The organism is Euzebya pacifica (genome assembly GCF_003344865.1).
Classification (GTDB): Bacteria; Actinomycetota; Nitriliruptoria; order Euzebyales; family Euzebyaceae; genus Euzebya; species Euzebya pacifica.
On the sequence record NZ_CP031165.1, the window covers coordinates 1,918,021 to 1,944,556 of the forward strand.

Sequence of the window (26,536 nt, forward strand, 5' to 3'; positions counted from 1 at the left end):
CCATGGCACGCATGACCGCCCGGGAGCGACGCGACCAGCTGGTGGGGGTCGCCAAGGCCGTCTTCGCCGAGCTGGGCTACGACGGCGCGACGGTGGAGGAGATCGCCGCACGCGCGGGGGTGTCCAAGCCCGTCCTGTACGAACACTTCGGCGGCAAGGAAGGGATCTACGCCGTCGTCGTCGACCGCGAGTCGACGCGCCTGCTGGACAAGATCACCTCCTACATCCACGGCGAGGCGGGCGGACGGCAGATGGTCCACGCCTCGGCCATGGCGTTCCTGCACTACATCGAGGAGGACCCCGACGGCTTCCGGGTCCTTACCCGCGACTCCCCGTCCAGCCTCGGCACCGGCGGCATCGGCGGTCTGCTTGCCGACATCGCCGCCAAGGCCGAAGGGGTGCTGCAGGACTTCTTCGTCCGCAGCGGCCTGGACCCCGACAGCGCGATCATCTACGCCGGCGGGCTGGTCGGGATGGTGGCACATGTCGGCGCATGGTGGGCACCGGTGCAGCAACCCGACGCGGCGACGGTCGCCGCCCACATCACCGCTTTGGCCTACCACGGCCTCAAGGGGCTGCCGTCCAACCCGGTGGCCTCCCTCGACCTGCCGACACCCACGTCGGAATAGTCATCGAGATGACAAGGACCAGGTCTCACGAGCCGGTTTCATCTGCCGATCTGGACGAACATGCGACCCCTGCCCCTGCGCGCGGATCCACTTGCCCTGCCGTCGAACCGGTGGGTCGGGGTGGGACGTGGTGACGACGCTGACGCTCGGACAGCCGCGCGCGACGCCACCCTGGATGCGGTCAGGGGCTCGGATCCGGCGCTGCTGATCGTGTTCTGGGATGCCTCGCTGGAGGGTGACCGGGTGCTGGCCGGCGTCAGGGACGTCGTGCCCTCGGCCCCGCTGATCGGCGGGGCCAGCGACGGGCTGGTCGCCCCCGACCACGCCTCGGGTCATGGGGTCAGCGTCACCGCGCTCGGTGGTGACGGATTCTCCGTGGCAACCGCATCCGCCCTGGTCGGCAGTGACGTCGCCGACGCAGGCGAGGCAGTGGCCTCGTGCCTGGACGAGGTCGAGGAGAAGGGCAGCACCGTGCTGCTCCTCGTTGCCGATGGCGGGATCCAGCCGGCCGACGAGCTCGTGTTCGGTGCGTACCGCGTGGCCGGGGCCGACGTGCCGATCGTCGGCGGGGGCCTCGGCTGGGGCTCGGTCCTCCCGGGAAGCGCACAGCTGCACGACGATCACCTCGTGACCGGCGCGGTCGTGGCGGCCGCGATCTCCTCCGACGGGCCGCTCGGCGTCGGCCAGGGCCACGGGTGCCACCGGGCCCACGGGCCGGTGGAGGTCACTCGCAGCACCGGCGTCGTCGTCGAGCTGCTCGACGGCCGCCCTGCGCTCGACGTCTACCTCGACATCACCGACGCCCCCGACGCCGTACGACACGATCCCGACGCGTTCAGCAGCTGGGCCATGACCCGGCCCCTCGGCCTGCCGCAGCGGACGGGAGAGGCGGTCCGCCACGTCGCTGCCGCGGACTTCGACGCACGCACGCTGCAGATCGCGGCGGCCGTCCCGGCGGGCGGACAGGCCTGGGTGATGGAGAGCGACCGACACGCCGTGCTCGGCGCCACCTCCAGCGCGCTGGCCGGCGCGCTCGACCCCTTCCCCGATGACCACCCGTCGGCCGTCGTCGCCTTCGACTGTGTCGCCCGGCACCAAGTGCTCGGCCCCGAGGGCGTCCGACAGGAAGGTGCGTTGCTCGATGCCGCCGTCGGCGGACCCGTCTGCGGTGTCTACAGCTACGGGGAGTTCGGGCGGCTTTCGGGCATCCATGGGTACCTGAACCATTCGCTGGTGGTGCTGGCGCTTGGGTGACGTCGCGCCCCGTCCGGACTGGACGGCCCAGCAGCTGGCCGGGTTCCTCGCCGCTGTCGGGTCCTACCTCGACGAGGAGTCGGCGCTCGCCGGCGCCGTCCAGCGGTCCGCGATCGCCGTCGAGTCGGAGTTCGCCGCCATCACGAGGGCTGGCCGGGTGCTGGCATCCGTTGGGTTCCGTCGTGGACGCGAACCCGCCGAGATGCTGGTGGCGATCGCTGGCGACGACGCCTCGACCGTGGACGTGCCGGGCACCGGCCGCTGTCACGTCGCCCGTGTGGACGTGCCGGTCGACGACGAGCGGCTGCGCCTGCTGGTCATGCGCACCGCGGCCCCGTTCGGGGCGCAGGACGTCGCCCTGCTGGACATGCTCGGCGGGGTGCTCGCCCTGGCGTTGCGCCCGCTGCGAGCCCTGGAGGTCGAGCGGACGCTCCGCCACCGGACCGAAGCGACGGCCGCGGAGAACCGCGGCCTGCTCCTGCAGCTCCAGCGACGACAGCAGCTGCTCGAACGCCTCGGCGTGATCGAGCGCAGCATCCTGCAGCGCAAGCCCCTGCAGACGGTCTTCGACCTCATCGCCGAGGGTGCCGCCCAGGTGCTGGACCACGAGATCGCGGTGCTGCGCCTGCTCGAACCCGACGACCGGTCCGTGCTGCGCCTCGCCGCCTCGGTCGGGCGACCCGGACGCGAACACGTCATCGGCATGCACCGAGCCGCCGATGTGGGGCTCGTCGGCCAAGCGATCCGCAGCGAGCAGATCGTGGCGGTGGAGGACTACGGGGCCTCGACGTTCCGGGCGCCCGACATCGAGTCCCTGGGCGTCAGGTCCGCGATGGCGGCCCCGGTGCAGCAGGACGGTCGGGTGATCGGCTGCCTCGTGGTGGCCAGCCGTCGACGACGCACCTACGGGGCGAGCACACGCAACGTCCTGGACTCCTTCGCCGGTCACGTGTCGATGGCGCTGAACGACGCCAGCGCCATGGAGGCGATGCGAACCGCGTACGGGGAAGCCGTGCACCGGGCCAACCACGACGGCCTCACGGGGCTGGCCAACCGTTCCCTGGTCAGCGAGCACCTCGAGATGGTCCTCTACGAAGGACGTGGCCACGACGTCACCGTCCTGTTCGTCGACCTCGACCGCTTCAAGAGCGTCAACGACAGCTTCGGCCACACGGTGGGGGACCGGGTGCTCGTCGGGGTGGCCCAGAGCCTGCGTGCGTGTGTTCGCCCCGGGGACCTCGTGGGCCGGCTGGCTGGCGACGAGTTCGTGGTGGTGGCCGAGAACCTCCAGCGCGACGAGGCCCGCCGCATGGCCGAACGGATCACCAGGGCGGTATCACGACCGCTGGAGGTCGGGGAGGACCGCGAGATCGTCATCACCGCAAGCGTCGGGGTCACCGTCGCTGCCGACGGTCGGGACGCCGGCGAGGTCCTGCGGGACGCCGACGTGGCGATGTACCGGGCCAAGCAACGAGGCCGTGCACGCATCGAGGTCTTCGACCGCGCGATGCACACCCAGCTGCTGGACCGCGTGGAGACCGAGCAGTCGCTGCGGCGGGCGATCGCCCGTGACGAGCTGCGGGTCCACTACCAACCCGTCTACCGGCTCGGCCAACCCTCCCCCGTCGGGGTGGAAGCCCTGGTCCGCTGGGAACGGCCGGACGTCGGCATGGTCCCACCGGACCGCTTCATTCCCCTGGCGGAGGAGGTGGGGCTGATCATCCCCATCGGCCTCTGGGTCCTGCGGCGTGCCTGCCGTCAGGTTGCCCGCTGGCGGGCGGAGGACCCTCGCCTGGCCGACCTCAGGGTCAGCGTGAACCTCTCGGCTCGCCAGTTCGGTGACGCGTCGCTCGTCGCCTCCATCGCCACGGTGCTCGAGGCCTCCGGACTACCGGCGGAGTGCCTCGGGCTGGAGATCACCGAGAGCGTGCTGCTCGACGACATCGACGCGACCGAAGCAACGCTGCGTGCGCTGCGAGCGCTCGGGGTCCGGCTGTCCATCGACGACTTCGGGACCGGCTACTCCTCGCTGTCCTACCTCAAGCGGTTCCCGGTCGACGAGATCAAGATCGACCGTTCGTTCACCGCCGGGCTCGTCACCGACCGGGCGGACCTGGCGATCGTGCAGGCGATCATCGGCCTCGCCAACGCGATGGACCTCGAGGTCGTGGCCGAGGGCGTGGAGACCGACGAACAGCTGACACGCCTGGCCGAGCTCGGCTGTCGGCTGGCGCAGGGCTACCTGCTGGCCCACCCGACCCCACCCGACCAGGTGATCGCCCTGCTGCCACCGGAGGGGGCGCCGGTCGCCGTGCGGACCCACGACGACCCCGACTCCGTGGACTCCTAGCTGACGAGCTGCTGCTCGCGCGCGGCGGCCTTGGCGGCCTTGGCGGCGCGCTTCTCCTCGAACTGGGTCGCCATGCCGTCCAGGGCGGCCATGAAGTCGGCCAGCTCCTGGCGGCGCTTCTCCGCGGCGGCGTCCAGCCCCTCCATCTCGAAGATCCCGAGCTTGCGCAGGATCGGCCACACGATGTCGTCGTGGTGGACGCGGAGGTCGTAGATCCCCGCGATCGCGATCTGCATGGCCATGCGGTTGTAGTCGGGCATGCCGGCGCCGGGCATCTGGAAGCCGATGACCTCGTCGGCGACGGCCTCGACCACGCCGTTGGGATCCACGTGCTTGGCGTCGTTGAGCATGTCCCGGTAGAAGATCATGTGGAGGTTCTCGTCCTTGGAGATCCGCTCCATGATGCGGTCGGCCACGGGGTCCTTGGAGTAGCGGCCCGTGTTGCGGTGGGCCACCCGGGTGGCCAGCTCCTGGAAGGACACGTAGGCCATGCCGCGAAGGGTGTTCTTGCCGTCCTTCTCGTAGCCCTCCTCCATCACTGACATGCGCCCGTCCTCGAGCTTCTTGGGATCCTCCTGGCGGGTCAGCACCAGGTAGTCGCGCAGGACGATGGAGTGGCGGCCCTCCTCAGCGGTCCAGCGGTGCACCCACGTCATCCACGCCGAGTCCTTCTTGCCGAACATGGCGTAGATCTCGCGGTGGTAGGAGGGCAGGTTGTCCTCCGTCATGAGGTTGACGAAGAAGGCCGTCCGGGCGACGCCGGTCAGGGTGGGCTGGTCGGGGGTCCAGGGCTCGGACTCGAAGTCGCGGCCGTCGCCATAGGGGACGTAGTCGTGGGGGTACCACATCTCGACCATGTCCATGTGGCGGTTGAGGTAGGCCTCGGCCCGCGGCTCCAGCTCGCTGAGCAGCTCGGCGTCGGTCAGACGTGTGGGGGTGGCCATCGGAGAATCCTTGTCGGCGGGAGCGTGCGTTCCAGTAGGTTACGCAAGCGTAGGTTACGCGAGCGTAGGTTTCTACCGGAACTGTCCGATGGTGAAGCCGGCCCCCGCCGCTACCCCTTCGGCACCGGGTCGGCCTCCAGCCGTGCGCCCATCGCCTGGGCCAGGGCGATCAGGCCGCTCAAGGGGCGCGCCATGACCACGAACTCCGTGATCTTCCCCTCCTCGTCGTGGGTCAGGTAGTCCCAGCCCTCGACGGCCTTCGTCGTGCCGTCCGGCGCCGTGACGTTGGCCCGGAACACCAGGCCGGTGCGGTTGCCCGTGTCGATCTGGTCGACGTAGCGGAAGTCCTCGAAGACCTCCACGACGTGGCCCAGCAGGTGCAGGCAGGTCTCGCGTCCTTCGTAGGGGGTGTGGACGGCGGGGGAGCGGAACTGCACGTCGGGGTGCAGCAGCTCCTCGATGCCCTCGTGGTTGCCCGACTCGACGAGCGCGCGGAGGGGATGGGGGGACTGGGTGACTGTGGTCATGTCGGCGACGATAGCGGCGTCTCGAGCCACTGGACGAGCTGGATGGTGACGCCGTTGGGGTCGAAGACGCTGAAGAAGCGCTCTCCCCACGGTTCGGTCTCGATGGGCACCGCGACCGGGGCACCCTCGGCCACGATCCGCTCGTACTCCGCATCGATGTCATCGACGACGAAGACGAGCAGCAGCCCGCCGCAGTGGCCAGCGGTCTCGGGCGGCCTGAACGTCGAGAGGCCGGTGCGCAGGTAGATGACGTTGAAGCCGGCGTCGTCCCGGGCGAGGGAAACGAATCCGTCCTGGCGCATGACCTCCCGGAAGCCGAAGTGCCGTCGGAGGAAGTCGGCAGAGGCGCCTTCGTCAGCAACGTTGAGCGAGACCGCTGATTCGGTGATGCGCACGGGACGTCCTTGTTCGGGGGTGGAGTTGCCGTGGTCACCGCGCACGATAGACCGCTCCCGGAACGGACGAGTGCCCGCGCCGTGCCTCTTCGTGCTCTAGCGTCTGGCGCCATGCCGACCCTGTTCACCAAGATCATCGAGGGAGACCTGCCCGGACGGTTCGTCTGGGAGGACGACGTCTGTGTGGCGTTCCTCACCATCAACCCGCTGACGCCGGGCCACACCCTGGTGGTGCCGCGCGAGGAGGTCGACCACTGGCTCGACGCCCCGGCCGCTCTCCGGTCGCATCTGTTCGAGGTGTCCCACACCATCGGCCGCGCCATCGAGGCAGCATGGGCGCCGACCAAGGTCGGGCTGATGATCGCGGGTTTGGAGGTGCCCCACCTGCACATCCACCTGGCCGGCATCGACACCCTGGAGGACCTGAGCTTCGCCAACGTCGACCCCGCCCCCGGTGCAGAGGCGCTCGACGAGGCCTGTGCCCGGTTGCGCGCCGCGCTGCGCGACCTGGATGCCGGTGGGGTCAGCGACCGCGGGTAGCGCGTCGGGACGGGTCTCGCGGGGGGTGTGCATCCATACCCTATGGGGGTATAGTTGCGGCATGGCTACCACCGACACCATCTCCGTGCCCGAAATCCACTGCGGCCACTGCAAGGCCTCCATCGAGGGGGCGCTGCAGCCCGTGGCCGGGGTCACCTCCGCCGAGGTCGACGTCGAGTCCACTTCGGTCACCGTCACCTACGACGAGTCCGTCGTGACCCGGGACACCCTCGTCTCCACCATCGAGGAACAGGGGTACGAGGTACCGCGATGACCGACCTGTCCCAGCCCGCCACTGACGTTGGCATCGACCTCGACCTGGAGTTCGACGTCGAGGGCATGACCTGCGGCTCGTGCGCCGCTCGGGTGCAGCGCATCCTGTCCAAGCAGGACGGGGTTGCCGACGCCCGGGTGAACTACGCCACCGGCATGGCCCACGTCCGGCTGGCCGACAACGGCGTCGACGACAGCGCACTCGTCGCGGCCGTCGACCGGATCGGCTACGGCCTGGTCCCGCACCGCCGTGCAGAGGACCGGCGGGCCGAACAGGCCGCCCACGAACGCTCGTGGCAGCGCCGCCTGCTCGTCGGCGCCCCCATCGCGCTGCTGTTCGGCGGGTTCATGCTGGCCGGCATGCCCATGTGGGCCGAGGGCTGGTTCGCCTGGACGCTGGTCACGGCCGTCACGTTCGGGGTCGGCTGGCCGTTCCTCCACGAGGCCTGGCGTCGGGCCCGCGCCCTGACCACCAACATGGACACGCTGATCGCGCTGGGCACGCTGTCGGCCTGGGGCTACTCCACCGTGCAGTGGTTGATCGGCGGCATGCCCCGCTACTGGGACGCGCCCGTCTTCATCGTCGTGTTCCTGGTCGCCGGACGGTATGCGGAAGCACGCGCCAAGGCCCGCGCCGGCGACGCCCTGCAGTCCCTCCTCGAGCTCGGCGCCAAGCAGGCCCGACTGGTCGACCCCGACGGGGCCGAGGACCGCATGGTCGACGTCATGGAGCTTGCCGTCGGCGACCGCGTGCGCGTCCGCCCCGGCGAGACCATCCCGGTCGACGGCACCGTCGTGGATGGCGCCAGCGCCGTGGACGAGTCGATGCTGACCGGCGAGAGCGTGCCGGTGGAGAAGTCCGCCGGATCGCCCGTGACCGGGGCCACCGTCAACCGTGGTGGCGCCCTGACCGTCGAGGTCGAGGCCGTCGGGTCCCGCACCGTCCTGGCCCAGATGGCGGCGCTGGTCGAACGTGCCCAGGCCGGCAAGGGCGAGGCCCAGCGGCTGGCCGACCGCGTCTCGGCCGTGTTCGTCCCCACCGTCATCGTCGTCGCCCTCGCCACCCTCGGCATCTGGCTGGCCGTGACCGGCGACGTCCCCGCTGCGGTGACAGCTGCGGTCAGCGTGCTGATCATCGCCTGCCCGTGTGCGCTCGGCCTGGCCACCCCCGTGGCCGTCATGGTCGGCACGGGCCGCGCCGCCAGCATGGGCATCGTCGTCAAGGGCATCGAGGCCCTCGAGCAGGTCCGCCACGTCGACGTCGTCGTCTTCGACAAGACCGGCACGCTGACCACCGGTCGCATGTCGGTCGCGTCGGTCATCGGCCCCGACGAGGTCCTCGCGGTCGCCGGTGCGGTCGAGGTCGACTCCGAGCACCCGATCGGGGAGGCCATCGTTGCCGCCGCGCGCGAGGCCGGCCCGTTGCCGACCGCCGCGTCGTTCACCTCCCACGCGGGAGCGGGCGTGGAGGCCGACGTCGACGGCGTTCGCCGGTGGATCGGCACCCGTCGCCTGATGGCCGAGCAGGGCCAGACCCTGTCCGGCGAGCTCGAGGACGCCGCATCCGCCCTGGAGGCCGACGGCATCACCGCCGTCTTCGCTGCCTGGGACGGCGCGGTGCACGGCGTCGTCGGCGTCGCCGACACGGTCAAGGAGTCCGCTGCCGACGTGGTCGCCGACCTCCGTGGCCTCGGCGTCGAGGTCGCGCTGCTGACCGGCGACAACAGCCGGACCGCCGAGGCGGTCGCCCGTCGGGTCGGCATCGACCGGGTGCTGGCCGAGGTGCTGCCCCGTGACAAGCAGGCCGAGATCGAGCGGCTGCAGGCCGATGGGTTGGTCGTCGCCATGGTCGGCGACGGCGTCAACGACGCCCCCGCCCTGACCCAGGCCGACCTCGGCGTGGCGATGGGATCGGGGACCGATGTGGCCATCCAGGCCAGCGACCTGACCCTCGTCCGCGGTGACCTCGCCCAGGTGCCGACCGCCATGCGGCTGGCCGGCGCGACCGAGCGGGTCATCCGCCAGAACCTCGCGTGGGCGTTCGGCTACAACACCCTGGCCATCCCGGTGGCGGCCCTCGGGTTGTTGACCCCGGCGATCGCCGGTGCGGCGATGGCGTTCTCGTCGGTGTCGGTGGTCCTCAACAGCCTGCGGCTGCGCAGGTTCGGGGCGGAGGGGCGGTCGTGAGCGACCTCACTCCCGACGACCCCGGCTACGTCGTCGCCGACGACAAGGCGGCGCTCCTCAAGCGGCTCCGCCGGGTCGAGGGGCAGGTCCGTGGCATCCAGCGGATGGTCGAGGACGACACCTACTGCCTCGACGTCCTGACCCAGGTCACGGCGGTCAAGCGTGCGCTGGAGAAGGTCAGCCTGCTGCTGGTCGACGATCACCTGCGGGGCTGCGTCCTGGACGCGGCGAAGTCCGGCGACGACGAATCGGCCGAGGCCCACCTCACCGAGGCCACCAACGCCATCGCCCGCCTCCTCAAGGCCTGACCACCCCACCCCGCGTGTCGCCTCAGTCGTGCCCCGCGCTGCTGAGGCGACACCCTTCCGAGCCGTGTCGTCTCTGTCGTGGCGTGCGCCGCTGAGGCGACACACATCGGAGGCGCGTCGGTCCACCGGCCCCACGTGCCGGTGAGGCGACACGCAGGGGTCAGGCCGGGGCGACGGTGACCGGGATGCCGTTGAGGACGGCGTTGCCCGACAGCGGGTCGATGGTCGGGGCGGTCAGGACGTTGGAGTTGGTGCCGGCGTGATCCGCGGCGATCCGCATGCGGGTGCCCTCCTGGCCGTGGCCCCAGCCGTGGGGCATCGACACCGTGCCCGTCGAGATCCGCTGGGTCACCTCCACCTCGACCTGCACCGACCCCGCGTCCGACGACACCACTGCCATCGACCCGTCGTCCACGCCGACCGACATGGCGTCGTCGGGGTGGATCTGCAGGGTCGAGCGGTTCGACCCGCCGACCAGCGACGGGAGGTTGTGGCCCCACGAGTTGTTGGACCGCAGGTGGCGGCGGCCGACCAGCAGCAGCCCGTCGGTCGGTGCCTGCATGGACTCGCGGAGCCTGACGAGGTCGTCCAGCAGCATCTCCGGCGCCACCTCGACGGTGCCGCTGACCGTCCGCAGGACCTCCGGCAGCCGGGGCTCGAGGGGGCCGAGGTCGATCCCGTGCGGGGCGGCCTTCACCCGCTCCAGCGTCAACCCGTCGGGGCGGGCACCGAAGCCGTCGCCGAACGGCCCCACGCGGATGAGGAAGTCGACCATGCGCTCGGGGCCGGGAACCGATCCCAGCTCGGCCACCAGCTCGTCGACGTCACGGCCGGCGACGATCGACTCGGGCGCGGTGACCTCGCGCTGGACGACGGTGGACAGCACGAAGGCGTCCACGGCCGCTGGGTCGACGTCGGGCCCCATGCCCTGGGCGATGCCGGCCAGCCGAGCGTGGATCTCCCATTCCTGGGGCTGCTCGGTGTCGAACAACGCATCGGACCACTTGGCCACGTTCCGGATGGCCAGCTGCATGAAGGCCAGGTCGTAGTGCGGCCGCTCCAGCACCGACGGGACGGGCAGCACGACGTCGGCGTGCCGGGTCGTCTCGTTGAGGTAGCAGTCGACGGAGATCATGACGTCGAGGGACTCCAGCGCCCGCTGGACCCGGCGCGAGTCGGGGATCGACAGCGCCGGGTTGCCGGCCACCGTGATCAGCCCGCGGATGGGACCGTCGAGGATCTCCTCGGCGAACGCCGCTGACGGTAACTCGCTGAACCGTTCCGGCAGCCCGCTGACCGCTGTGTGGTATCGCCCGAAGCGGGTCTCGCGTGCCCCCACCGCCGCCGAGCTGTTCTTCTGGCCGGCGGCCGCCGTGGTGAACAACGCCCCACCCGGACGGTCGAGGTTGCCGGTCAGCACGTTGATGACGTCGACCAGCCACGAGGTCGTCGTCCCGAACGCCACCGTGCAGGTCCCGATGCGGCCGTACACCGCCGCGGAGGGGGCGGCCGCCAGGTCACGGGCCAGCCCCCGGATCGTCTCCGCCGGCAGGCGGGTCGCCGCCTCGACGGCCTCGGGGGTGAAGGGGGACAGGGCAGCCGGCAGCGCCTCGACACCCGAGACGTGGGGCGAGGGCGTGGCCAGGTCCTCGGCCAGCAGGACGTTGGCGATGGCGGCCAGCAACAACGCGTCGGTGCCCGGCCTGATCGGCAGGTGCAGGTCAGCCATGCGGGCGGTGGTGGAGGTGCGAGGGTCCACGACGACCAGCCGACCGCCGCGCTTCTTCAGCGCGCGAAGCCGACCGGGCATGTCCGGGGCGGTCATCAGCGACCCGTTGGACGACATCGGGTCGGCCCCGAGGATCATCAGGAAGTCGGTGCGATCCACGTCGGGGATCGGGATGCTCAGCTTCTCGCCGAACATCAACGCCGCGGACACGTGCTTGGGCTGCTGGTCCACCGTCGAGGCGGTGAAGATGTGGCGCGTTCCCAGCGCCTTGGCCAGTGCCGGCACGTACAGCTGGCCGGCGAGGTTGTGGATGTTGGGGTTCCCGAGGTACATCGCCATCGAGTCGCGGCCCCGGTCCTCGAGGTGGCCGCCGAGGCGTTCGGCCACGACCTGCCAGGCCCGCTCCCACGACACCTCCTCGCCATCGACCAGCGGCGCCCGCAGCCGGTCGGGGTCGGCGTGCAGCTCGTTGATCGCCAGGCCCTTGGGGCAGGCGTACCCCGCGGAGAACACGTCCTCGTCGTCGCCGCGAACCTTGTTGACGATCGGCAGGCCCTGCGGCCCGTCGACCACCTCGATCGCGAGGCCGCACGTCGCCTCGCACAGCGGACAGGTGTGGAAGTGGGTGCTCATCTCGGGGTCCTCCGGCTCGACCAACGGCTGACGTGACTGTAGTCACCTTCGCGGATCGGCGACACGAACGCCATGACCCTCGAGGTCATGGGAGGGGTGAACCACGCCGGTCCGGGGAACACCCAAGACGTCGCACACCCACCCGGCCTGCGACCAACGGCCCCGACCCCCGGCCGCCCCGCCCTCCAACAAGACCCGACAGGAGCGCCGCCGTGACGACCGCCACCAGCCCGACCCGCCCGACCATCATCGATCAGGGTCGCCCGAGCCCGCTGCCCGAGCCCCGCGGCGAGGCCAGCCAGGCCCTGCTCAAGCAGCTCCGCGAACGGCCGGGCGCGATGGTCGACCTGCCGCTGCCGACCGACGACCCCCTGACCGGTGAGGACGCCCCGCTGGCCCTGTACCTGTGCTACGAGCTGCACTACCGGGGCCTGGAGGACATCGACGACACCTGGGAGTGGGACCCGGCGCTGCTGGCCCACCGCGCGCAGCTGGAGCGGGCCTTCGAGGAACGGGTCCGCGACGAGGTCGGTCGCCTGCCCGCCGGGTTCGACCTGGCCGACGAGCTGTGGGCGCTGGCCCCGCAGGAACCCGACCCGGGGATGCTGGCGGTGCGCATGGCGACGGAGGGCACATGGCCGCAGCTGGTCGAGCTGACCGTCCAGCGCTCGGCCTACCAGCGCAAGGAAGCCGACCCCCACACCTGGGCGCTGCCGCGGCTGGCGGGCGATCCCAAGGCCCGGCTGGTGCACATCCAGGCCGACGAGTACGGCGAGGGGGTGACCGCGGACATGCACGCCGGCCTGTTCGGCATGTCGATGCAGCGCATGGGCCTGGACCCCACCTACGGTGCCTACCTGGACCACATCCCCGGCGTCACCCTGTCCACGGTCAACCTGATCTCCCTCTTCGGGCTGCACCGGCGACACCGCGGGGCGCTGATCGGCCACCTGTCCGGCTTCGAGATGGCGTCGGTCATCCCGATGACGCAGTACGCCAAGGCCCTGCGACGCCTCGGCGCCGACGACTGGGTCTGCTTGTTCTACGACACCCACGTGGTCGCCGATGCCAGCCACCAGTTCGAGGCGCTGGAGATGGCCCAGAGCCTGGTCGACCAGGACCCGTCGCTTGCCCCCGACGTGTTGTTCGGCGCACGGGCACTCGCCGCGGTGGAGGGGGAGTTCAGCAGCCACATCCGAGCGGCCTTCGACGCCGGACGCACCAGCCTGCGGCGCGAGATCGACCTGCCCCCGCAGCCCGACCGCATCCAGGGCTGACGGTCGGATTCCGCCGCTGGGACGGATCGGTCTAGGCTCACCTGACCCCGGTCACCCCAGCAGCCGAGAGGACCGACCGCATGTCCGATCCCGTGTCCGACAACGCCCAGCCCGAGCAGCCCATCGCCAGCGGTGCGCTGGCGATGCACGCGCTCAAGGCCGCAGGGGTGGACAACCTCTTCACCCTCTCCGGCGGGCACATCTTCCCGCTGTACGACGGCTGCCGGCAGGCCGACGTCGCCCTGTGGGACTTCCGCCACGAACAGTCCGCCACCTTCGCCGCCGAGGGCCTGGCCAAGCTGACCCGTCGCCCGCAGGTTGCCGCCCTGACCGCCGGACCCGGAGTCACCAACAGCGTGTCCGCCGTCGCCAGCGCCCGGTTCGGCGGCTCGCCGATCCTCGTCATCGGCGGCCGTGCACCTGCCGCGACCTGGGGGACCGGCAGCCTGCAGGAGATCGACCACACCGCGTTCATGGGGCCGCTGACCAAGCAAGCGGTGACCGCCATGACCCCCGACGAGGTCGCCCCGACGGTCGCCGAGGCCCTGCGTGTCGCCGGGTCCACCCATCGTGGCCCGACGTTCGTCGACATCCCCATGGACGTCGTGTTCACCCCGGGCAGCAGCAACACCATCGCCGACCCGACGGCGCCCGACACCGTCGACCACGATCCCGACGACGTCGCCCGCATCGCCCGCCGGCTGGCCGCCGCCAGCCATCCCGTCCTCATCGGCGGCACCGACGTGTGGCTCGACGGGGCGGTCGAGGCGTTCACCGCGCTCGCGGAGACCACCGGCGCCGCCGTGATCCAGAACGGCATGGGCCGCGGCTGCATGCCGGCGGACCACCCCCAGGTGCTGTCCCGGGCCCGAGGCGCGGCGTTCAAGACCGCCGACCTCGTCGTGGTCATCGGCACGCCGCTGGACTTCCGCCTCGGCTTCGGCACCTTCGGCGCCGCCGACACCGTGCACATCGCCGACCACCCGGCCCAGCTGTCCACCCACGCCGACCCGGCCGCCACCGCCGCCGGATCGCTCGCACCGCTCCTCACCGCGCTCGCCCAGCAGACGGGTGGGCCCGCTGGCGACACGGCCGACGAACGGCGCAGCTGGCTGTCCAGCATGGCCGACATCGAACAGGCCAAGCGCGACGAGGACACCGACCTGCTGACCGGCGACGGCGAGACCATCCACCCGGCTCGCGTCTACGGGGCGCTGCAGGAGGTCCTCGACCGCGACGCCGTCGTCATCGGCGACGGCGGCGACTTCGTGTCCTACGCCGGCCGCTACGTGCAGTCCTACCAGCCCGGACGGTGGCTGGACCCCGGCCCCTACGGCTGCCTCGGCACCGGCATGGGCTACTCCGCGGCAGCCCGCATCGCCCACCCCGACAGCCAGGTCGTGCTGATGCTCGGCGACGGGGCCGCGGGCTTCAGCCTGATGGACGTCGAGTCGTTGGTCCGCCAGAAGCTGCCCGTCGTCATGGTCGTCGGCAACAACGGCATGTGGGCGCTGGAGAAGTACCCGATGCAGGCCATGTACAACGGCTGGGACGCGGCCGCGGACCTGCAGCCCAACCTGCCCTACCACCAGGTCGTGGAGGCCATGAACGGGGCCGGCGAGGTCGTCACCAAGCCCCAGGACATCGCCCAGGCGATCCGTCGTGGCTTCGACGCCGGCGTGCCGTACATGGTCAACGTCATGACCGACCCATCGGTCGCCTACCCCCGATCGACCGCCCTTGTCTGAGGGGCCGCTGCCTGGGGAACCCTCGTCCGAGGGGCCAATGCACGAGGAACGCGCGACCGGGGTCGCGCCCGACCACCACCTGATCGCCCCCACCCTCCGCACCGATCGCCTTCGCATGGTCGCGTTCGACGAGCGCCACCTGGAGGCCTTCACACGGATCCAGTACGACCCGAGGGTGGCGGAGTGGTACGGCGGCCTGCCCGACCCGCCACACGAGTGGTCGACCCAGCTGGAGCAGACGTGGCGGGTCATGGCGATGTTCGCCGGCCACTGGGTCCTGCGCGGCTTCGGGCAGTGGGCGGTGGAGGACGCCGAGACCGGCGACCTCCTCGGGCGCGTCGGCCTGTGGCAGCCCGAGGGCTGGCCCGGCATCGAGGTCGGGTGGTTGGTCCACCCCGACCGCTGGGGGAGGGGCTACGCCACGGAAGCCGCGCGAGCGGCTGTCGAGTGGGGGTTCACCACCCTCGGCCTCGACCGGATCATCAGCGTCACCGTCCCGCACAACACCCGAAGCCAGCAGGTGATGCGCAAGGTGGGCCTCACCGACACCGGCACCACCGTCGAGGTGGGCGGACACGAGCAGGTGCTGTTCGCAGTCACCCACCAGGAATGGAGCACGAGATGAGACCGCGCCCTGATGGAGCCGTCCGCGTCGCGGGCGGCCAGGGGTTCTACGGCGACGATCCGTCCGGGGTCACCGACCTGCTGACCGAGCAGCCCGACTACGTCTGCCTCGAGGCGCTCGCCGAGCTGACCCTCGCCATCCTCGCCAAGGACCGCCAGCGCGACGAGGCGCTGGGCTACACCCGGGACCTGCCGCTGTACCTGATGCACCTGCTCCCCGCGGTGCTGGCCGGTGGCACCAAGGTCATCACCAACGCCGGCGGCATCAACCCGCTGGGGGCGCTGAAGCTGCTGCAGGCGTCGGCCGAGCAGTTCGGCCTCTCGGGCCTGAAGGTCGCCGTCGTCCTGGGTGACGACATCCTCGGCCAGCCGGAGCTGCTGCCGCAGGACTTCCCCCCACCGGCCGACCTGCAGTTCGCCAACGCCTACCTGGGTGTGGCCGGAATCGTGGAGGGACTCCAGCAGGGCGCCGACGTGGTCATCACCGGCCGCGTCGCCGACGCCGCACTGTTCCTCGCGCCGCTGGTCCACGAACACGGCTGGGCGCTCGACACCCCCGACGGGCCGCCCATGAGCCAGGCGGACTGGGACCGGCTGGCCGCCGGCACCGTCGTCGGCCACCTCCTGGAGTGCTCGGGCCAGTCCACCGGTGGCAACAACGCCGGGGAGTGGTGGACCACCCCCGACCCGTGGCGCTACGCCTTCCCGCTGGCCGACGTGACCGCAGACGGAACCGCCCACGTGTTCACCCCCGAGGTCGCCGGCGGCCGCTGCGACTTCGACACCGTCCGCCAGCAGCTGCTCTACGAGGTGGGCGACCCGACCAGCTACCTGACCCCCGACGTCGTGGTCGACATGACGTCGGTGCGCCTGACCGACCTCGGGGAGGATCGTGTCCGCGTCGACGAGGTCGTCGGACGCGCCGCCACCGGGTCCTACAAGGTCGTCGGCGCCAGCCGCAACGGGTACGCCGCCGACGCCTCCTTCGCCTTCGGCTGGCCCGACGCCCCCGCCAAGGCACGCTCCGCGGCACGCATCGCTCGCAAGCGGATCGCCGAGGCCGGCATCGACCTGCTCGACTGGCACGTCGAGCTGTTCGGCGTCGACGCGCTGCACGGCCCTGCCGCACCGGCCGACCCCGATCCTGCCGAGGTCGTGCTGCGCCTGGCGTGGAAGACCGCCGACGCCGACGCCGCGATGCGCGCCGCCCGCCAGATCATCCCCATGGCGCTGTCGGCCCCCATGCCGGGCCTGACCCCTGCCAACCGGGCCCGACCGAAGCCCTCGTCCCTGCTCCGCATCCACACCGGCCTGGTCGATGCCGCCGCGGTTGAGTCCGGCCGTCGAGTCGTCCTGGAGACCCTGTGACCGACACCACGATCCTGATCGACCGCCTCGCCTTCGCCCGCCCCGGCGACAAGGGCAACGACTCCGACATCACGGTCTTCGCGCGCTCGCAGGCGGCCTACGACCACCTCGTGGAGGTCCTGACCGCCGACGTGGTCAAGGCGCACTACGGGCCGCTCGTGCAGGGCGAGGTGACCCGGTGGGAGGTCCCCAAGGTTCGTGCCCTGAAGTTCCTCGCCCGCGACGCGCTGGCCGGGGGTGGCCCCTCCAGTCTCAGGGCGGACAACCTCGGCAAGGCACTGGCGGGGGCGGTGCTGCGGCTGGAGGTGCCCGCCCCCCACGCGCTCGCCGACGCCCACCCGCCTCGTCGTTCGCCAGCGGACCCGTGGTCCGACAACGCGTGGAACATCACCTGATCCCTGTTCACTTTGGTAGCCTCGACCACACGGATGGTCACGGACTGTCCTCTGTGCGAGGCTGCTGGTCGTGCCATGCGGAAGGCGGACACGGCGTGGTGGAACGGGACACGAGTCAAAGAGTGGGGGCGTTGCTGGTCGTCGGCGCACCATCGCTCGTCGGCCTGTCGATCGCCGCGGACTTCTGGTACCTGACGCTTGGCTACGCCGTGGGCGCCGTGCTCCTGGTCGGCCTCCTGGTGGCCCTCCACCGCGGCCGCACGACCTCCAGGGACATCCTGCGGGTGCTCGTCGGCCTCGGGCTGTTCCTCTTCGCGCTGGTGTCGTGGTCCATCGTCGAGCAGCAGGCGACGCCGCTCGAGACCGGCTACTTCGTCTTCCGCTCCGTCGTGCTCGTCTCGGGCGTGGCCTTCGTGGCGTTCCGTCCCAGGACGGCGGTACTCATCTCGTTGGGGCTCATCGCCTGCGGCGGGGCGTTGCTCGCCGTCCGAGGGGTGACGCTCATCGGTGGATCCGACCTGCGGGTGGGGGTCGTGGAGACCCTCGCCCTGCTGCTGGCCATGGTCGCCATCCACCGCAGCATGTCGGTGGAGGCCGAACGCATGGAACAGTCCGCCGAGGCGGCGACCATCAGCGCGGAGCTGGCGTTCGTCGACGAGCTGACCGGGTTGCCCAACCGGCGGCAGATGCAGTCCTTGCTTGCCGCTGGACTCGCCCGCACCGCCGCCGGCGCGCATCCCGATGCGGTGCTGATGTTCGACCTCGACCACTTCAAGCGGATCAACGACTCGCTCGGGCACGACGTGGGCGACGAGGTGCTGCAGCGAACCGCGGCCGTCGCGTCGGCAGCCATCCGCGATGGCGACGTCGTCGGCCGGTGGGGCGGGGAGGAGTTCGTCGCGTTGCTCCTCGAGGCAGACGAGTCGCAGGCCCGGGCGGTTGCCGAACGATGTCGGCGCGCCCTCGAGGCGGTCGGGGGTGCGGTCGGGGTGACCGCCAGCTTCGGCGTGACCGTGCTGCAGGCCGGCGACACCGTCAGCACGTGCCTGCGTCGGGCGGACCTGGCGCTGTACGACGCCAAGCAGGCCGGTCGCAACCGCGTCGTCGTCCGCAGCGAGCAGGCCGGTCCCGCACAACCGAAGGGGCTGCACGGCCAGCCTCGTTGACCCATCCGGTCGCCCCTAGGCGTCTTCCTCGACCTCGATGCCGCCACGGTCGCAGGTCGTGGAGGAGGAGTCGAACCGCCAGGTCACCGCGGTCTCGGTGTAGCTGCCGATGGTCAAGCCGCTCCACCACACCGGGTCCAGCACGACCTCGCCGCTGCCGTCGTTGTAGGCCACGAACTCCGTCACGTACTCCACCCCGTCTGCGTCGATGCCCTCCACGACCACGACCCGGCCGTTGCGCAGCGGCCCGACATCGGGAGCCGCGACCACGCAGACGACCTGTGGTCCCTCGCCCGGCACCGCATGGCCGAAGTCCACGATCGAGTCCCTGCAGGTCGACGCGTCCTCGGGGGCCAGCTCGCAGAGCTGGTCGAGCTCACCGCTGACGGCAAGGCCGACGGCGGTCGTCAGCAGGGCCCGAGCGTCCTCGGTCGCCACCGACGGGCGAACCCCGAGGGCGCTGCAGGCCGTCGAGGCGAGGGCCACCAGCACAACGGCCGGCCACGAGGGCCAGCGGGGAAGGGAAACAGCGGCGGCAGGGCGGGACGTCACGGACGCCGGAGAGTACCGGCCATCCGGCCGTCAACAGACCTCCGTTGGCCAGCGGTGCGCGGGTGGCTGGACATCTAGACTCGATGGGGTCCGTCGACGTTCGTTCCACGAGAGCTTCTTGACCACCAGCACAGAGTCTTCCAGCACGGTCCTGACCACCACCATCCCGGCACAGCACTCCATGGTCGCCCTCCTGGGCACCCGTGACGAGCTGCTGAAGCTGGTCGAGGACGCCTTCGAGGTGGACATCCTGGTGCGGGGAAGCGACGTCACCGTGACCGGTGAGGGCGACATCGCCGGTCAGGTCATCCAGGTCTTCGACGAGCTGGTGGCCCTGCTCGACGTGGACCAGGCCCTCGACCCCGGCACGGTCCAGAGCACCATCGACATGGTGCGCGAGGCCGATCACCCACACCCCGCCGAGGTCCTCTCCGACGAGGCGCTGACCCACCGTGGTCGCTCGATCCGTCCCAAGACCTTCGGTCAGAAGCTCTACCTCGACGCGATCCGAACCAACACCGTCACGTTCGGCATCGGGCCCGCCGGTACCGGCAAGACCTACCTCGCCATGGCCATGGCCGTCCTCGCGCTGCGACGCAAGGAGGTCAACCGGATCATCCTGACCCGTCCGGCGGTCGAGGCCGGCGAACGGCTCGGCTTCCTGCCCGGCACGTTGTTCGAGAAGATCGACCCGTACCTGCGGCCCCTCTTCGACGCCCTCCACGACATGATGGACGCCGAGAACCTCTCCACCCTGATGGAGCGGGGGATCATCGAGGTCGCCCCGCTGGCCTACATGCGCGGGCGCACGCTCAACGACGCCTTCATCGTCCTCGACGAGGCGCAGAACACCAGCCCCGCCCAGATGAAGATGTTCCTGACCCGCATCGGGTTCGGATCACGCGCCGTGGTCACCGGCGACGTCACCCAGGTCGACCTGCCCGGCGGCACCCGCTCGGGGCTGCAGGTGGTCCGCAGCATCCTCACCGGCATCGACGGCATCGGCTTCGCCGAGCTGTCGGGCCGCGACGTCGTCCGCCACCGCATCGTCCAGGAGATCGTGGCTGCCTACGACCGCTGGGACGCGCCCGCCGACGACGGGGCCGCCCCGACGTCGGGGGATCGGCCGTCCTCGGCCACCGGCGGTGGGTCCAAGGGCCCGAGCCACCCGACCAGGGGTCGATGATGGCCGTCTTCGTCGCTGACGAACAGTCCGACGTCCCGGTCGACACCGATCGGCTCTCCAGCCTGACCAGCTTCGTGCTGGCCGAACAGCGAGTGCCGTCCTCCATGGAGGTGTCGGTCATGGCCGTCGACACCGCAACCATCCACGAGCTGAACCGCACCCACATGGACAGCGACAAACCCACCGACGTCCTCGCCTTCCCGCTGGACGCCCCGGGCGAGGCCACCGACGCCCCCTCGATCCTCGGGGATGTCGTGCTCTGTCCGGCTGTTGCCGAGGCGCAGGCCGCCGAGCACGGCAAGACCACGCAGGCCGAGATGGACCTGCTGGTCGTCCACGGGCTGCTGCACCTCCTCGGCCACGACCACGCCGAGGACGAGGAACGCCGCATCATGTTTGGCCTCACCGACGAGCTGCTGGCCGGGTTCGCCGCCGCCGGCGTCACCGAGGGATCGTCGTGACCGCGCAGGGATGGCAGGCAGTCGCCGTCATCGCCCTGGTCCTCGTCAGCGGCTGGTACGCCACCGCCCGTGCTGCCCTCGACCGCATGACCGTCGCACGCGCCGCCCGCCTGGTCGAGGAGGACCGGGCCAGCGCGTCCCGCGTCGCGGCCCTGCTGGAGGACTCCGCGCGCACCTGGGCAGCGCTCACCCTCCTGGTCGTCGTCCCCCTCGTGACCGCGGTCGCCATGATGACCGCCATCCTCGGGACCTGGTTGAACACCGTCGGGTCGATCGCGGTCGCCGCCCTCGTCATGACGATCCTCGGCTACGTCGGCATGGAGCTCGTGCCCCGATCGGTCGCCCTGCGTCGGGCCGAGGACGTCGCCTGCCGCATGGCACGCAGCGTCACCCTCGCCTCCACCCTCCTGCGTCCCGTCACCACCGTGCTCGTGTGGCTCGGGGCGCGGATCGTGCCGGGTGCCGAGGACGGCGCCGAGGCCTTCGTGACCGAGGAGGCCATCCGCGACCTGATCGACGAGGCCGAGGGCCAGTCCATCGAACCCGCCGAACGCGCGATGATCCACTCGATCTTCGAGCTGTCCGACACGCTGGTCCGCGAGATCATGGTGCCCCGCCCCGACGTGGTCATGGTGTCGGAGCTGCTGCCGCTCGGTTCGGTCGTCGAGGTCATCCTGGCCAACGGCTACTCCCGGATCCCGGTGCACCGCGGCGAGGACCGCGACGACGTCTCCGGTGTCCTGTACGCCAAGGACGTCCTGCAACGGATCCACACCAAGGGCACCGAGGACGGCGACTGGACCGACCTGATCCGCGACCCCTACGTCGTGCCCGAGCTGAAATCCGTCGACGGGCTGCTGCGCGAGCTGCAGGCCGAGCAGGTGCACATGGCCGTCGTCGTCGACGAGTACGGCGCGCTGGCCGGCATCGTCACCATCGAGGACGTGCTGGAGGAGATCGTCGGGGAGATCATCGACGAGTACGACTCCGAGGAACCCCTCGTGGAGATGCTGGAAGAGGGACGCTGGCGCGTCGACGCCCGCCTGCAGATCGGCGAGCTGTCCGACCTCGCCGGCACCACGCTGCCAGCCGAGGAGTGGGACACCGTCGGGGGACTGCTGTTCGGGACGCTCGGCCACGTGCCCCGTCCCGGCGAGGCCGTCGAGGTCGACGGCCTGCGCCTGACCGCCGATCGTGTCCGCGGACGCCGCATCGCAGAGGTCACCGTCGAGCGGATCATGGACCCCGAGGCCGTGGAGGCCGCCGAGGGCATGGCCACCGCGGGCCGCGACAACGATGGCTGAGGCGGTGGAGCCGACCAGCACGCTCGACGACGCTGATCGGGCGCTGCTCGAGGACGCGCGCACCTTCCAGGCCAGGGCCTACGCGCCGTACTCCCGGTTCCGCGTCGGTGCGGCGCTCCGGGTGGTCGACGGCCCGATCGTGGGCGGCTGCAACGTCGAGAACGCCGCGTACCCGGCCACCATCTGTGCCGAACGGGCCGCCGTCGTCGCGGCGGTTGCCGCCGGCCACCAGCAGTTCGAGGCCATCGCCGTCATCGGGTCCGGTGACGGACCGACCACACCGTGCGGGACCTGCCGGCAGGTGCTGTTCGAGTTCGCGCCGGACCTTCGGGTCATCGCTGCTGGTGAGTCCGGCGACGTGGCCGTCCACCGCTTGGCCGACCTGCTGCCCCACGGGTTCGGACCCAGCCGCCTCGACCACGGCTGATCCGTTCGACCGGGCAGGGGGCTCGACGGCGATGCCCGTGAGCCGGCCCTACGATCGGGCCTCGCCGCTGTCGTGCAGCGGCACCAACCCCACCGGGTCCCGCACCCGGACCGACCGTCCACAGACTGGCACCCCGAATGCTCGCCGAGCTGTCCTGGCCCATCATCGAGCGCATCCACATCCTGGGTGACTTCGCCGTCTCGCCCCACGGGTTGTTCGTGGCGGTCGGCTTCCTCCTCGGCGCCCAGCTGATGCTGAAGCGGGCCGAGGTCCGCGGCGTCGCCCGTCGGCCCGTGAAGCACGTGCCCGACGTCATCTCCGCGATCGTCACCCGCGCCGCGATCGGCGGGATCATCGGCGCACGACTGTTCTTCGTCGCCACCCGCCCCAGCGAGTTCGACCTGGTGGAGGTCCTCCAGGTGTGGAACGGCGGGCTGTCACTGCTCGGCGGGATCGCCGGCGGGGTGATCCTGGCGGTGCCCTACATCGTCAAGCACCGCCTGTCGTTGCCGCTGCTGCTGGACTCCCTCGCGCCGGGCCTGGCGCTGGGCATCTTCGTCGGCCGCATCGGCGACCTCATCATCGGCGAACACCTCGGCGATGCGACCGATTCACCGCTCGGCTGGCGCTGCACCCAGCAGTACGTGCGGGACGTCGGCTGGGTCGGCCCCGACCCGTTCACCGGCCCACAGGTCCAGGGCTGCTTCGACACCGCCGTCCACCAGACCGCGCTGTATGACTTCCTGACCGGGTTGGTCGTCCTGCTGCTGATCCTGGCGCTGGAGCGGCGCAGCCGGTTCGACGGGTTCTTCGGCATGACGTTCGGCCTGGCCTACGGCGGCGGCCGCATCATCACCGACTTCGCTCGCGCCGCCGACAAGGACCTCATCGGGCCGTTCACCGGCACCCAGCTGACCGGGATCGGGCTGGTCACCACGGCGATCGTCTGGCTGCTCGTGACCAAGCCATGGACGGTGACCCCGTGGGCCTGGGTACCGGGCGAACGAGCACCGTGGACCCGCCCCGAGGCCTTCGCCGCCGCCGACGCGGCGAAGAAGGCTGCCGAGGATCGACAGCCGGGACACGAGGACCACGACACCGATGTGCTCGTGTCCTCCACGGACACCACGGGCGAGGACCACCCGACTGACGGCGACCTCGGCGAGCGGGACTGACCACCCACCCGATCGGGTCGAATTTCCGTCGCCCGCGGGGGACGGCGATGGGTATCCTGCCAATCAGGATGCCGGGCGACCACGATCAGCACAGGCCCTTCGAGGACCTTGCGGTCAGGCACGTCATGGGATCCCTGGATCCGGGAGAGGCCAGCACCTTCCGTTCCCACCTGTTGGACTGCGGCGAGTGCCGTGCGCGGGTGGGCGAGCTGCGCTCCATCGCCTCGGACCTCGCCGACGTCGAGCGTGCCGAACGGCGCGAACGGGCCGCCCAGCGGGTGGAGATCAAGGAACGCGAGGACGACGAGGGCGAGACGGTCGAACCAGACCTCCCGCCACGCGCGGGGCGGGGCGTCATGATCGCCGTGGTCCTCCTCGTGGTCGTCCTCAGCATCTGGAACTTCGTGCTCCGCGGCCAGAACGACAGCCTGCAGGCCACGCTCGTGGCCGAGCAGCAGTCCGCGGCCGTCATCAACTTCGGCGAACCGTGGACGGTCGTCGAACAGGCGGCCGGGGTGGAGGGCGTCGCCCGGGTCGAGCAGGGATCGTTGGCCGTCATGGTGCGGGGCACCGATGACCGGGCGCCGTACGTCATCACCCTCTACGACGCGTCCGGCACGAGGATCCACACCGAGGCACACGCCTCTGTCAACCAGCAGGTCAGCTGGTTCCGCGGCCCCGTCTCGGCTCGGGCCGCCCGCATCGACGTGTCGCTGGACCGCGACACCGGGCAGACCGTCGTGTTCCGAGCCGAGGACCCGGCGCTCGCCGACAGCTGATCGGACTGCGGCAACACGGCCTCCGCCGTCACGGTCCCCTCCGACACGGCCTCCTCCGACACGGGCGTCGACGCTGGCATGGTGTCGGGGTGCGCACGGTGTCCGCTGATCGTCCCCCCGTCCCCTCCACAGGGGTGGTGGAGCGCGGCGTGCCCGCTGCACGACGACCACTGGTGGCGACGCTGGCCCTGGCGCTGCTGCTGCCCTTCCTCGCGATCGCCGTCCCGCCGCCAGCCACGTCACAGACGTCGCTCGCGGACCAGCCTGCCGTGCTGCCGGCCCGCGTCAGCGACCCGGTGCCGGCCCCGAACGCCGTGGTTGCCGCCGGACCGGTCGTGGTGGCGGCGGCCGTCGACGGGATCGAACCCGACCGCGTCCGGTTCCTCGTGGACGGCGAGCGGGCAGCGGGGCCCTTCGTCGACCCCGACGGTCCCCTCAGCCCACGTCGTGGCGTGGAGACGACGTTGACCGCCGGGACCCACGAGATCGCCGTCGAGGTCGACGACCGCGTGCTGCGCCGGTGGACCGTCGACGTGTCCGGCCTGGCGGTCGAGTCCGCCGCCCCGGATCCCGCTGCGCTGGCTGGCCGGATCACCGGGGACGCCCGCACCGTCGTCCTGGTCAACGCCGACCACCCTGCTGCCGTAGCCGCCATGCCCCTCGTGGTCGCCATGGACGCCCGGGTGCTGCCCGTGCCACGGCTCGAGGTCCCCGGGGAGGTGTGGACGGCCCTTCGCGACATGGGGGAGGACGTTCGGGTGCTCGTGGCGGGGGACGAGGCGGCGATCGGCGAGGTCGTGGTCGGCGCGCTGCGCGACGCGGGGTTCGCGCCGGTCAGGCTGGACGCCGGGACGCTGGAGTCGATGTCGTTGGCCGCCGCCGACCAGCTGGCGGCGCTGCCCGAGGCAAACCCCACCCGTGCGGGGCTTGACGCCGTCGTGGTCGCGCCGGCCGAACCGATGGTGGGGGCGGTGCGGGCGGCCGAGACCGCAGCCCGGCTGGGTGCCTCCGTCCTGCTGGTCGACGGTGCCGTGCCGTCACCGGTGGCGCTGGCCCGCATCGGCGCGGCACGGACGGTGCTGGCGTCCGCTGACCTGTCGACCGAGGCGCGGACCGCCGTCGTCGAGGCCCTCGGCGAGGATGCGGAGTTCAGCGACGACCAGCTGGCCTCCCGCCGCGCCGGCGAGGCCCTCGTCGTCGTCGATCCGGCACGAACCGACCTGGCCGTCGTTGCCCTGCGGGCAGCAGCGGACAACCGCGCGGTGCTGCTGGGCCTGGACGAGGGTCGGTCGTGGGTGGCCGCGCACCGGCCCGACCGCGTGGTCCTGATCGGCGGCACCACGGCCGAGGTCGAGTCCCTCCACGGCGAGTGGATCGACGGCGACGAGCAGGTGCGCCTCGACCCGTTGATCGACGCGACGGATGGCCTGGAGATCACGTTGTCGTCGTCGGTCCCGCTGGCGCACGCGGAGGTCCACGTGGACCTGCTCGGCTTCGAGTGGCCCGGGGACGTGGTCGTCGAGGACGGCCGGGCCGTGTGGACCGGAGGCCAGCGCCCGCGGCTGCCCGAGTCCCTGGAGCCGCCCGAACCGGGCACACCGGCACGGGTCGACGTCACTGCGGTGGTCGGCGCCGACACGGCGACCAGGCACCTGCGGTTCGTCGGGGAAGTGGTCCTGGACCCCCTGACCAGCGTCTCCCGGGACGGGTTCCTCGTCGCCGGGGGCAGCAGCACGGTGGTCGGTGCCGGGCCGCTGCGCACCTTCAGCGTCGAGGTCGAGCGATCGACGGGCCTGGACGTCGACGAGGTGGCAGCGGAGGTCACCGAGATCCTGCTCGATCCACGCGGCTGGACTGCCGATGGCACCCGGTCGTTGCAGCGCATCGGCAGCTCGGTCGCCGCCGACCTGCGGGTCGTCGTCGCCCGTCCCGAGACGGTGGACTACTACTGCGGCCGCGTCGGGCTGCGCACCGGCGGCCGGGTGTCGTGCTGGGACGGGTTCCGCGCCATGCTCAACCTCGACCGCTGGAACACCGGGGTGGCACCGTTCCACAGCGACGTCACCGTGTACCGGCAGTACCTGGTCAGCCACGAGTTCGGCCACGGGTTGGGGTACGGCCACGAGTTCTGCCTGCGACCGGGCACGCTGGCCCCGGTGATGATGCAGCAGACCGGCGGCATCGGCGCGTGCCTGGCCAACGGGTGGCCCCACCCGACGGTCGGCAACATCGTCGCCGTCGGCTGACCCGACTGGATCCAGCACGCAGGGACCGGAACGCACGAACGCCGACGTGCGGTGCACAT

General features: G+C 71.3%; 25 protein-coding genes. 20 read left to right on the top strand and 5 right to left on the bottom strand.

Annotated features, from left to right (window positions below; translation table 11 throughout):
• The first annotated feature begins 2 nt into the window (after positions 1–2).
• The 3 genes from DVS28_RS07970 to DVS28_RS07980 are packed head-to-tail and all read left to right on the top strand — an operon-like array spanning position 3 to position 4,233.
• The gene (locus DVS28_RS07970) at positions 3–629 is read left to right on the top strand and encodes a TetR/AcrR family transcriptional regulator (protein WP_114590996.1); all 627 of its coding nucleotides are present in this window, start codon (positions 3–5) and stop codon (positions 627–629) included.
• Positions 630–689: 60 nt separating this feature from the next.
• On the top strand, positions 690–1,883 hold the full coding sequence (locus tag DVS28_RS07975; protein WP_114590997.1) for an FIST signal transduction protein: 1,194 nt from the start codon (positions 690–692) through the stop codon (positions 1,881–1,883).
• Positions 1,876–4,233 (top strand): putative bifunctional diguanylate cyclase/phosphodiesterase, encoded by a 2,358-nt coding sequence (locus DVS28_RS07980; protein ID WP_114590998.1) that lies wholly within the window; start codon positions 1,876–1,878, stop codon positions 4,231–4,233. Before DVS28_RS07975 ends, DVS28_RS07980 begins: the two co-directional genes overlap by 8 nt.
• On the opposite strand, the gene DVS28_RS07985 is transcribed toward DVS28_RS07980, so the two are convergent.
• From DVS28_RS07985 to DVS28_RS07995, 3 genes are all read right to left on the bottom strand, one after another.
• A complete protein-coding gene (locus DVS28_RS07985; RefSeq protein WP_114590999.1) occupies positions 4,230–5,177 on the bottom strand; it encodes an acyl-ACP desaturase in 948 nt (315 codons plus the stop codon). The two genes, DVS28_RS07980 and DVS28_RS07985, sit on opposite strands and share 4 nt — an antisense overlap.
• A 110-nt stretch (positions 5,178–5,287) precedes the next feature.
• Positions 5,288–5,704 carry a nuclear transport factor 2 family protein gene (locus DVS28_RS07990; protein ID WP_114591000.1) on the bottom strand — a complete coding sequence of 139 codons (417 nt, stop codon included), beginning with the start codon at positions 5,702–5,704 and terminating at the stop codon, positions 5,288–5,290.
• Entirely contained in the window at positions 5,701–6,099 is a 399-nt protein-coding gene (locus tag DVS28_RS07995; RefSeq protein WP_114594049.1) for a VOC family protein, read from the bottom strand. Before DVS28_RS07995 ends, DVS28_RS07990 begins: the two co-directional genes overlap by 4 nt.
• 111 nt (positions 6,100–6,210) lie before the next feature.
• Between DVS28_RS07995 and DVS28_RS08000 the strand changes: the two genes are divergently transcribed.
• The 4 genes from DVS28_RS08000 (at position 6,211) to DVS28_RS08015 (ending at position 9,407) form a co-directional block, all read left to right on the top strand.
• Positions 6,211–6,639 (top strand): HIT family protein, encoded by a 429-nt coding sequence (locus DVS28_RS08000; protein WP_114591001.1) that lies wholly within the window; start codon positions 6,211–6,213, stop codon positions 6,637–6,639.
• A 61-nt stretch (positions 6,640–6,700) separates the two neighbouring features.
• Positions 6,701–6,913, top strand: a complete 213-nt coding sequence (locus DVS28_RS08005; protein WP_114591002.1) for a cation transporter — start codon at positions 6,701–6,703, stop codon at positions 6,911–6,913.
• Positions 6,910–9,099, top strand: coding sequence for a heavy metal translocating P-type ATPase (locus DVS28_RS08010; RefSeq protein WP_114591003.1), 2,190 nt, complete (start codon positions 6,910–6,912; stop codon positions 9,097–9,099). Before DVS28_RS08005 ends, DVS28_RS08010 begins: the two co-directional genes overlap by 4 nt.
• Positions 9,096–9,407: a metal-sensitive transcriptional regulator gene (locus DVS28_RS08015; protein ID WP_114591004.1), complete on the top strand. Its 312-nt coding sequence runs from the start codon at positions 9,096–9,098 to the stop codon at positions 9,405–9,407. The genes DVS28_RS08010 and DVS28_RS08015 overlap by 4 nt, the downstream gene beginning before the upstream one ends.
• Positions 9,408–9,567: 160 nt before the next feature.
• On the opposite strand, the gene DVS28_RS08020 is transcribed toward DVS28_RS08015, so the two are convergent.
• The gene (locus tag DVS28_RS08020; RefSeq protein ID WP_114594050.1) at positions 9,568–11,769 is read right to left on the bottom strand and encodes a molybdopterin-dependent oxidoreductase; all 2,202 of its coding nucleotides are present in this window, start codon (positions 11,767–11,769) and stop codon (positions 9,568–9,570) included.
• 212 nt (positions 11,770–11,981) lie between these two features.
• On the opposite strand from DVS28_RS08020, the gene DVS28_RS08025 reads away from it, so the two are divergent.
• The 6 genes from DVS28_RS08025 (at position 11,982) to DVS28_RS08050 (ending at position 18,347) form a co-directional block, all read left to right on the top strand.
• Complete coding sequence (locus DVS28_RS08025) at positions 11,982–13,046, top strand: iron-containing redox enzyme family protein (protein WP_216826471.1); 1,065 nt, start codon at positions 11,982–11,984, stop codon at positions 13,044–13,046.
• Between the two features lie 80 nt (positions 13,047–13,126).
• Positions 13,127–14,794 carry an acetolactate synthase gene (locus DVS28_RS08030; RefSeq protein ID WP_114591005.1) on the top strand — a complete coding sequence of 556 codons (1,668 nt, stop codon included), beginning with the start codon at positions 13,127–13,129 and terminating at the stop codon, positions 14,792–14,794.
• 37 nt (positions 14,795–14,831) lie between these two features.
• Complete coding sequence (locus DVS28_RS08035) at positions 14,832–15,419, top strand: GNAT family N-acetyltransferase (RefSeq protein ID WP_114591006.1); 588 nt, start codon at positions 14,832–14,834, stop codon at positions 15,417–15,419.
• Positions 15,416–16,786 carry an acyclic terpene utilization AtuA family protein gene (locus DVS28_RS08040; RefSeq protein WP_164710157.1) on the top strand — a complete coding sequence of 457 codons (1,371 nt, stop codon included), beginning with the start codon at positions 15,416–15,418 and terminating at the stop codon, positions 16,784–16,786. The genes DVS28_RS08035 and DVS28_RS08040 overlap by 4 nt, the downstream gene beginning before the upstream one ends.
• Positions 16,783–17,181 carry an AtuA-related protein gene (locus DVS28_RS08045; protein WP_216826472.1) on the top strand — a complete coding sequence of 133 codons (399 nt, stop codon included), beginning with the start codon at positions 16,783–16,785 and terminating at the stop codon, positions 17,179–17,181. Before DVS28_RS08040 ends, DVS28_RS08045 begins: the two co-directional genes overlap by 4 nt.
• Positions 17,182–17,276: 95 nt before the next feature.
• Positions 17,277–18,347 (top strand): GGDEF domain-containing protein, encoded by a 1,071-nt coding sequence (locus DVS28_RS08050; RefSeq protein WP_164710158.1) that lies wholly within the window; start codon positions 17,277–17,279, stop codon positions 18,345–18,347.
• A 15-nt stretch (positions 18,348–18,362) separates the two neighbouring features.
• Here the strand turns inward: DVS28_RS08050 and DVS28_RS08055 are convergent, their stop codons facing one another.
• Positions 18,363–18,899, bottom strand: a complete 537-nt coding sequence (locus DVS28_RS08055; RefSeq protein ID WP_164710159.1) for a hypothetical protein — start codon at positions 18,897–18,899, stop codon at positions 18,363–18,365.
• Between the two features lie 181 nt (positions 18,900–19,080).
• Here DVS28_RS08055 and DVS28_RS08060 point away from each other — a divergent pair, with 181 nt between their 5' ends.
• The 7 genes from DVS28_RS08060 (at position 19,081) to DVS28_RS08090 (ending at position 26,477) form a co-directional block, all read left to right on the top strand.
• Positions 19,081–20,085 (top strand): PhoH family protein, encoded by a 1,005-nt coding sequence (locus DVS28_RS08060; protein ID WP_114594052.1) that lies wholly within the window; start codon positions 19,081–19,083, stop codon positions 20,083–20,085.
• Positions 20,085–20,546, top strand: coding sequence for an rRNA maturation RNase YbeY (ybeY, locus tag DVS28_RS08065; protein ID WP_114591010.1), 462 nt, complete (start codon positions 20,085–20,087; stop codon positions 20,544–20,546). Before DVS28_RS08060 ends, ybeY begins: the two co-directional genes overlap by 1 nt.
• Positions 20,543–21,850, top strand: a complete 1,308-nt coding sequence (locus tag DVS28_RS08070; protein ID WP_114591011.1) for a hemolysin family protein — start codon at positions 20,543–20,545, stop codon at positions 21,848–21,850. The genes ybeY and DVS28_RS08070 overlap by 4 nt, the downstream gene beginning before the upstream one ends.
• A 4-nt stretch (positions 21,851–21,854) precedes the next feature.
• Positions 21,855–22,277 carry a cytidine deaminase gene (gene cdd / locus DVS28_RS08075; RefSeq protein WP_281273528.1) on the top strand — a complete coding sequence of 141 codons (423 nt, stop codon included), beginning with the start codon at positions 21,855–21,857 and terminating at the stop codon, positions 22,275–22,277.
• Between the two features lie 137 nt (positions 22,278–22,414).
• Positions 22,415–23,452, top strand: coding sequence for a prolipoprotein diacylglyceryl transferase (locus DVS28_RS08080; protein ID WP_114591013.1), 1,038 nt, complete (start codon positions 22,415–22,417; stop codon positions 23,450–23,452).
• 125 nt (positions 23,453–23,577) lie between these two features.
• A complete protein-coding gene (locus tag DVS28_RS08085) occupies positions 23,578–24,231 on the top strand; it encodes an anti-sigma factor (RefSeq protein ID WP_216826473.1) in 654 nt (217 codons plus the stop codon).
• A gap of 89 nt (positions 24,232–24,320) precedes the next feature.
• On the top strand, positions 24,321–26,477 hold the full coding sequence (locus tag DVS28_RS08090; protein ID WP_216826474.1) for a DUF3152 domain-containing protein: 2,157 nt from the start codon (positions 24,321–24,323) through the stop codon (positions 26,475–26,477).
• Positions 26,478–26,536: the final 59 nt, after the last annotated feature.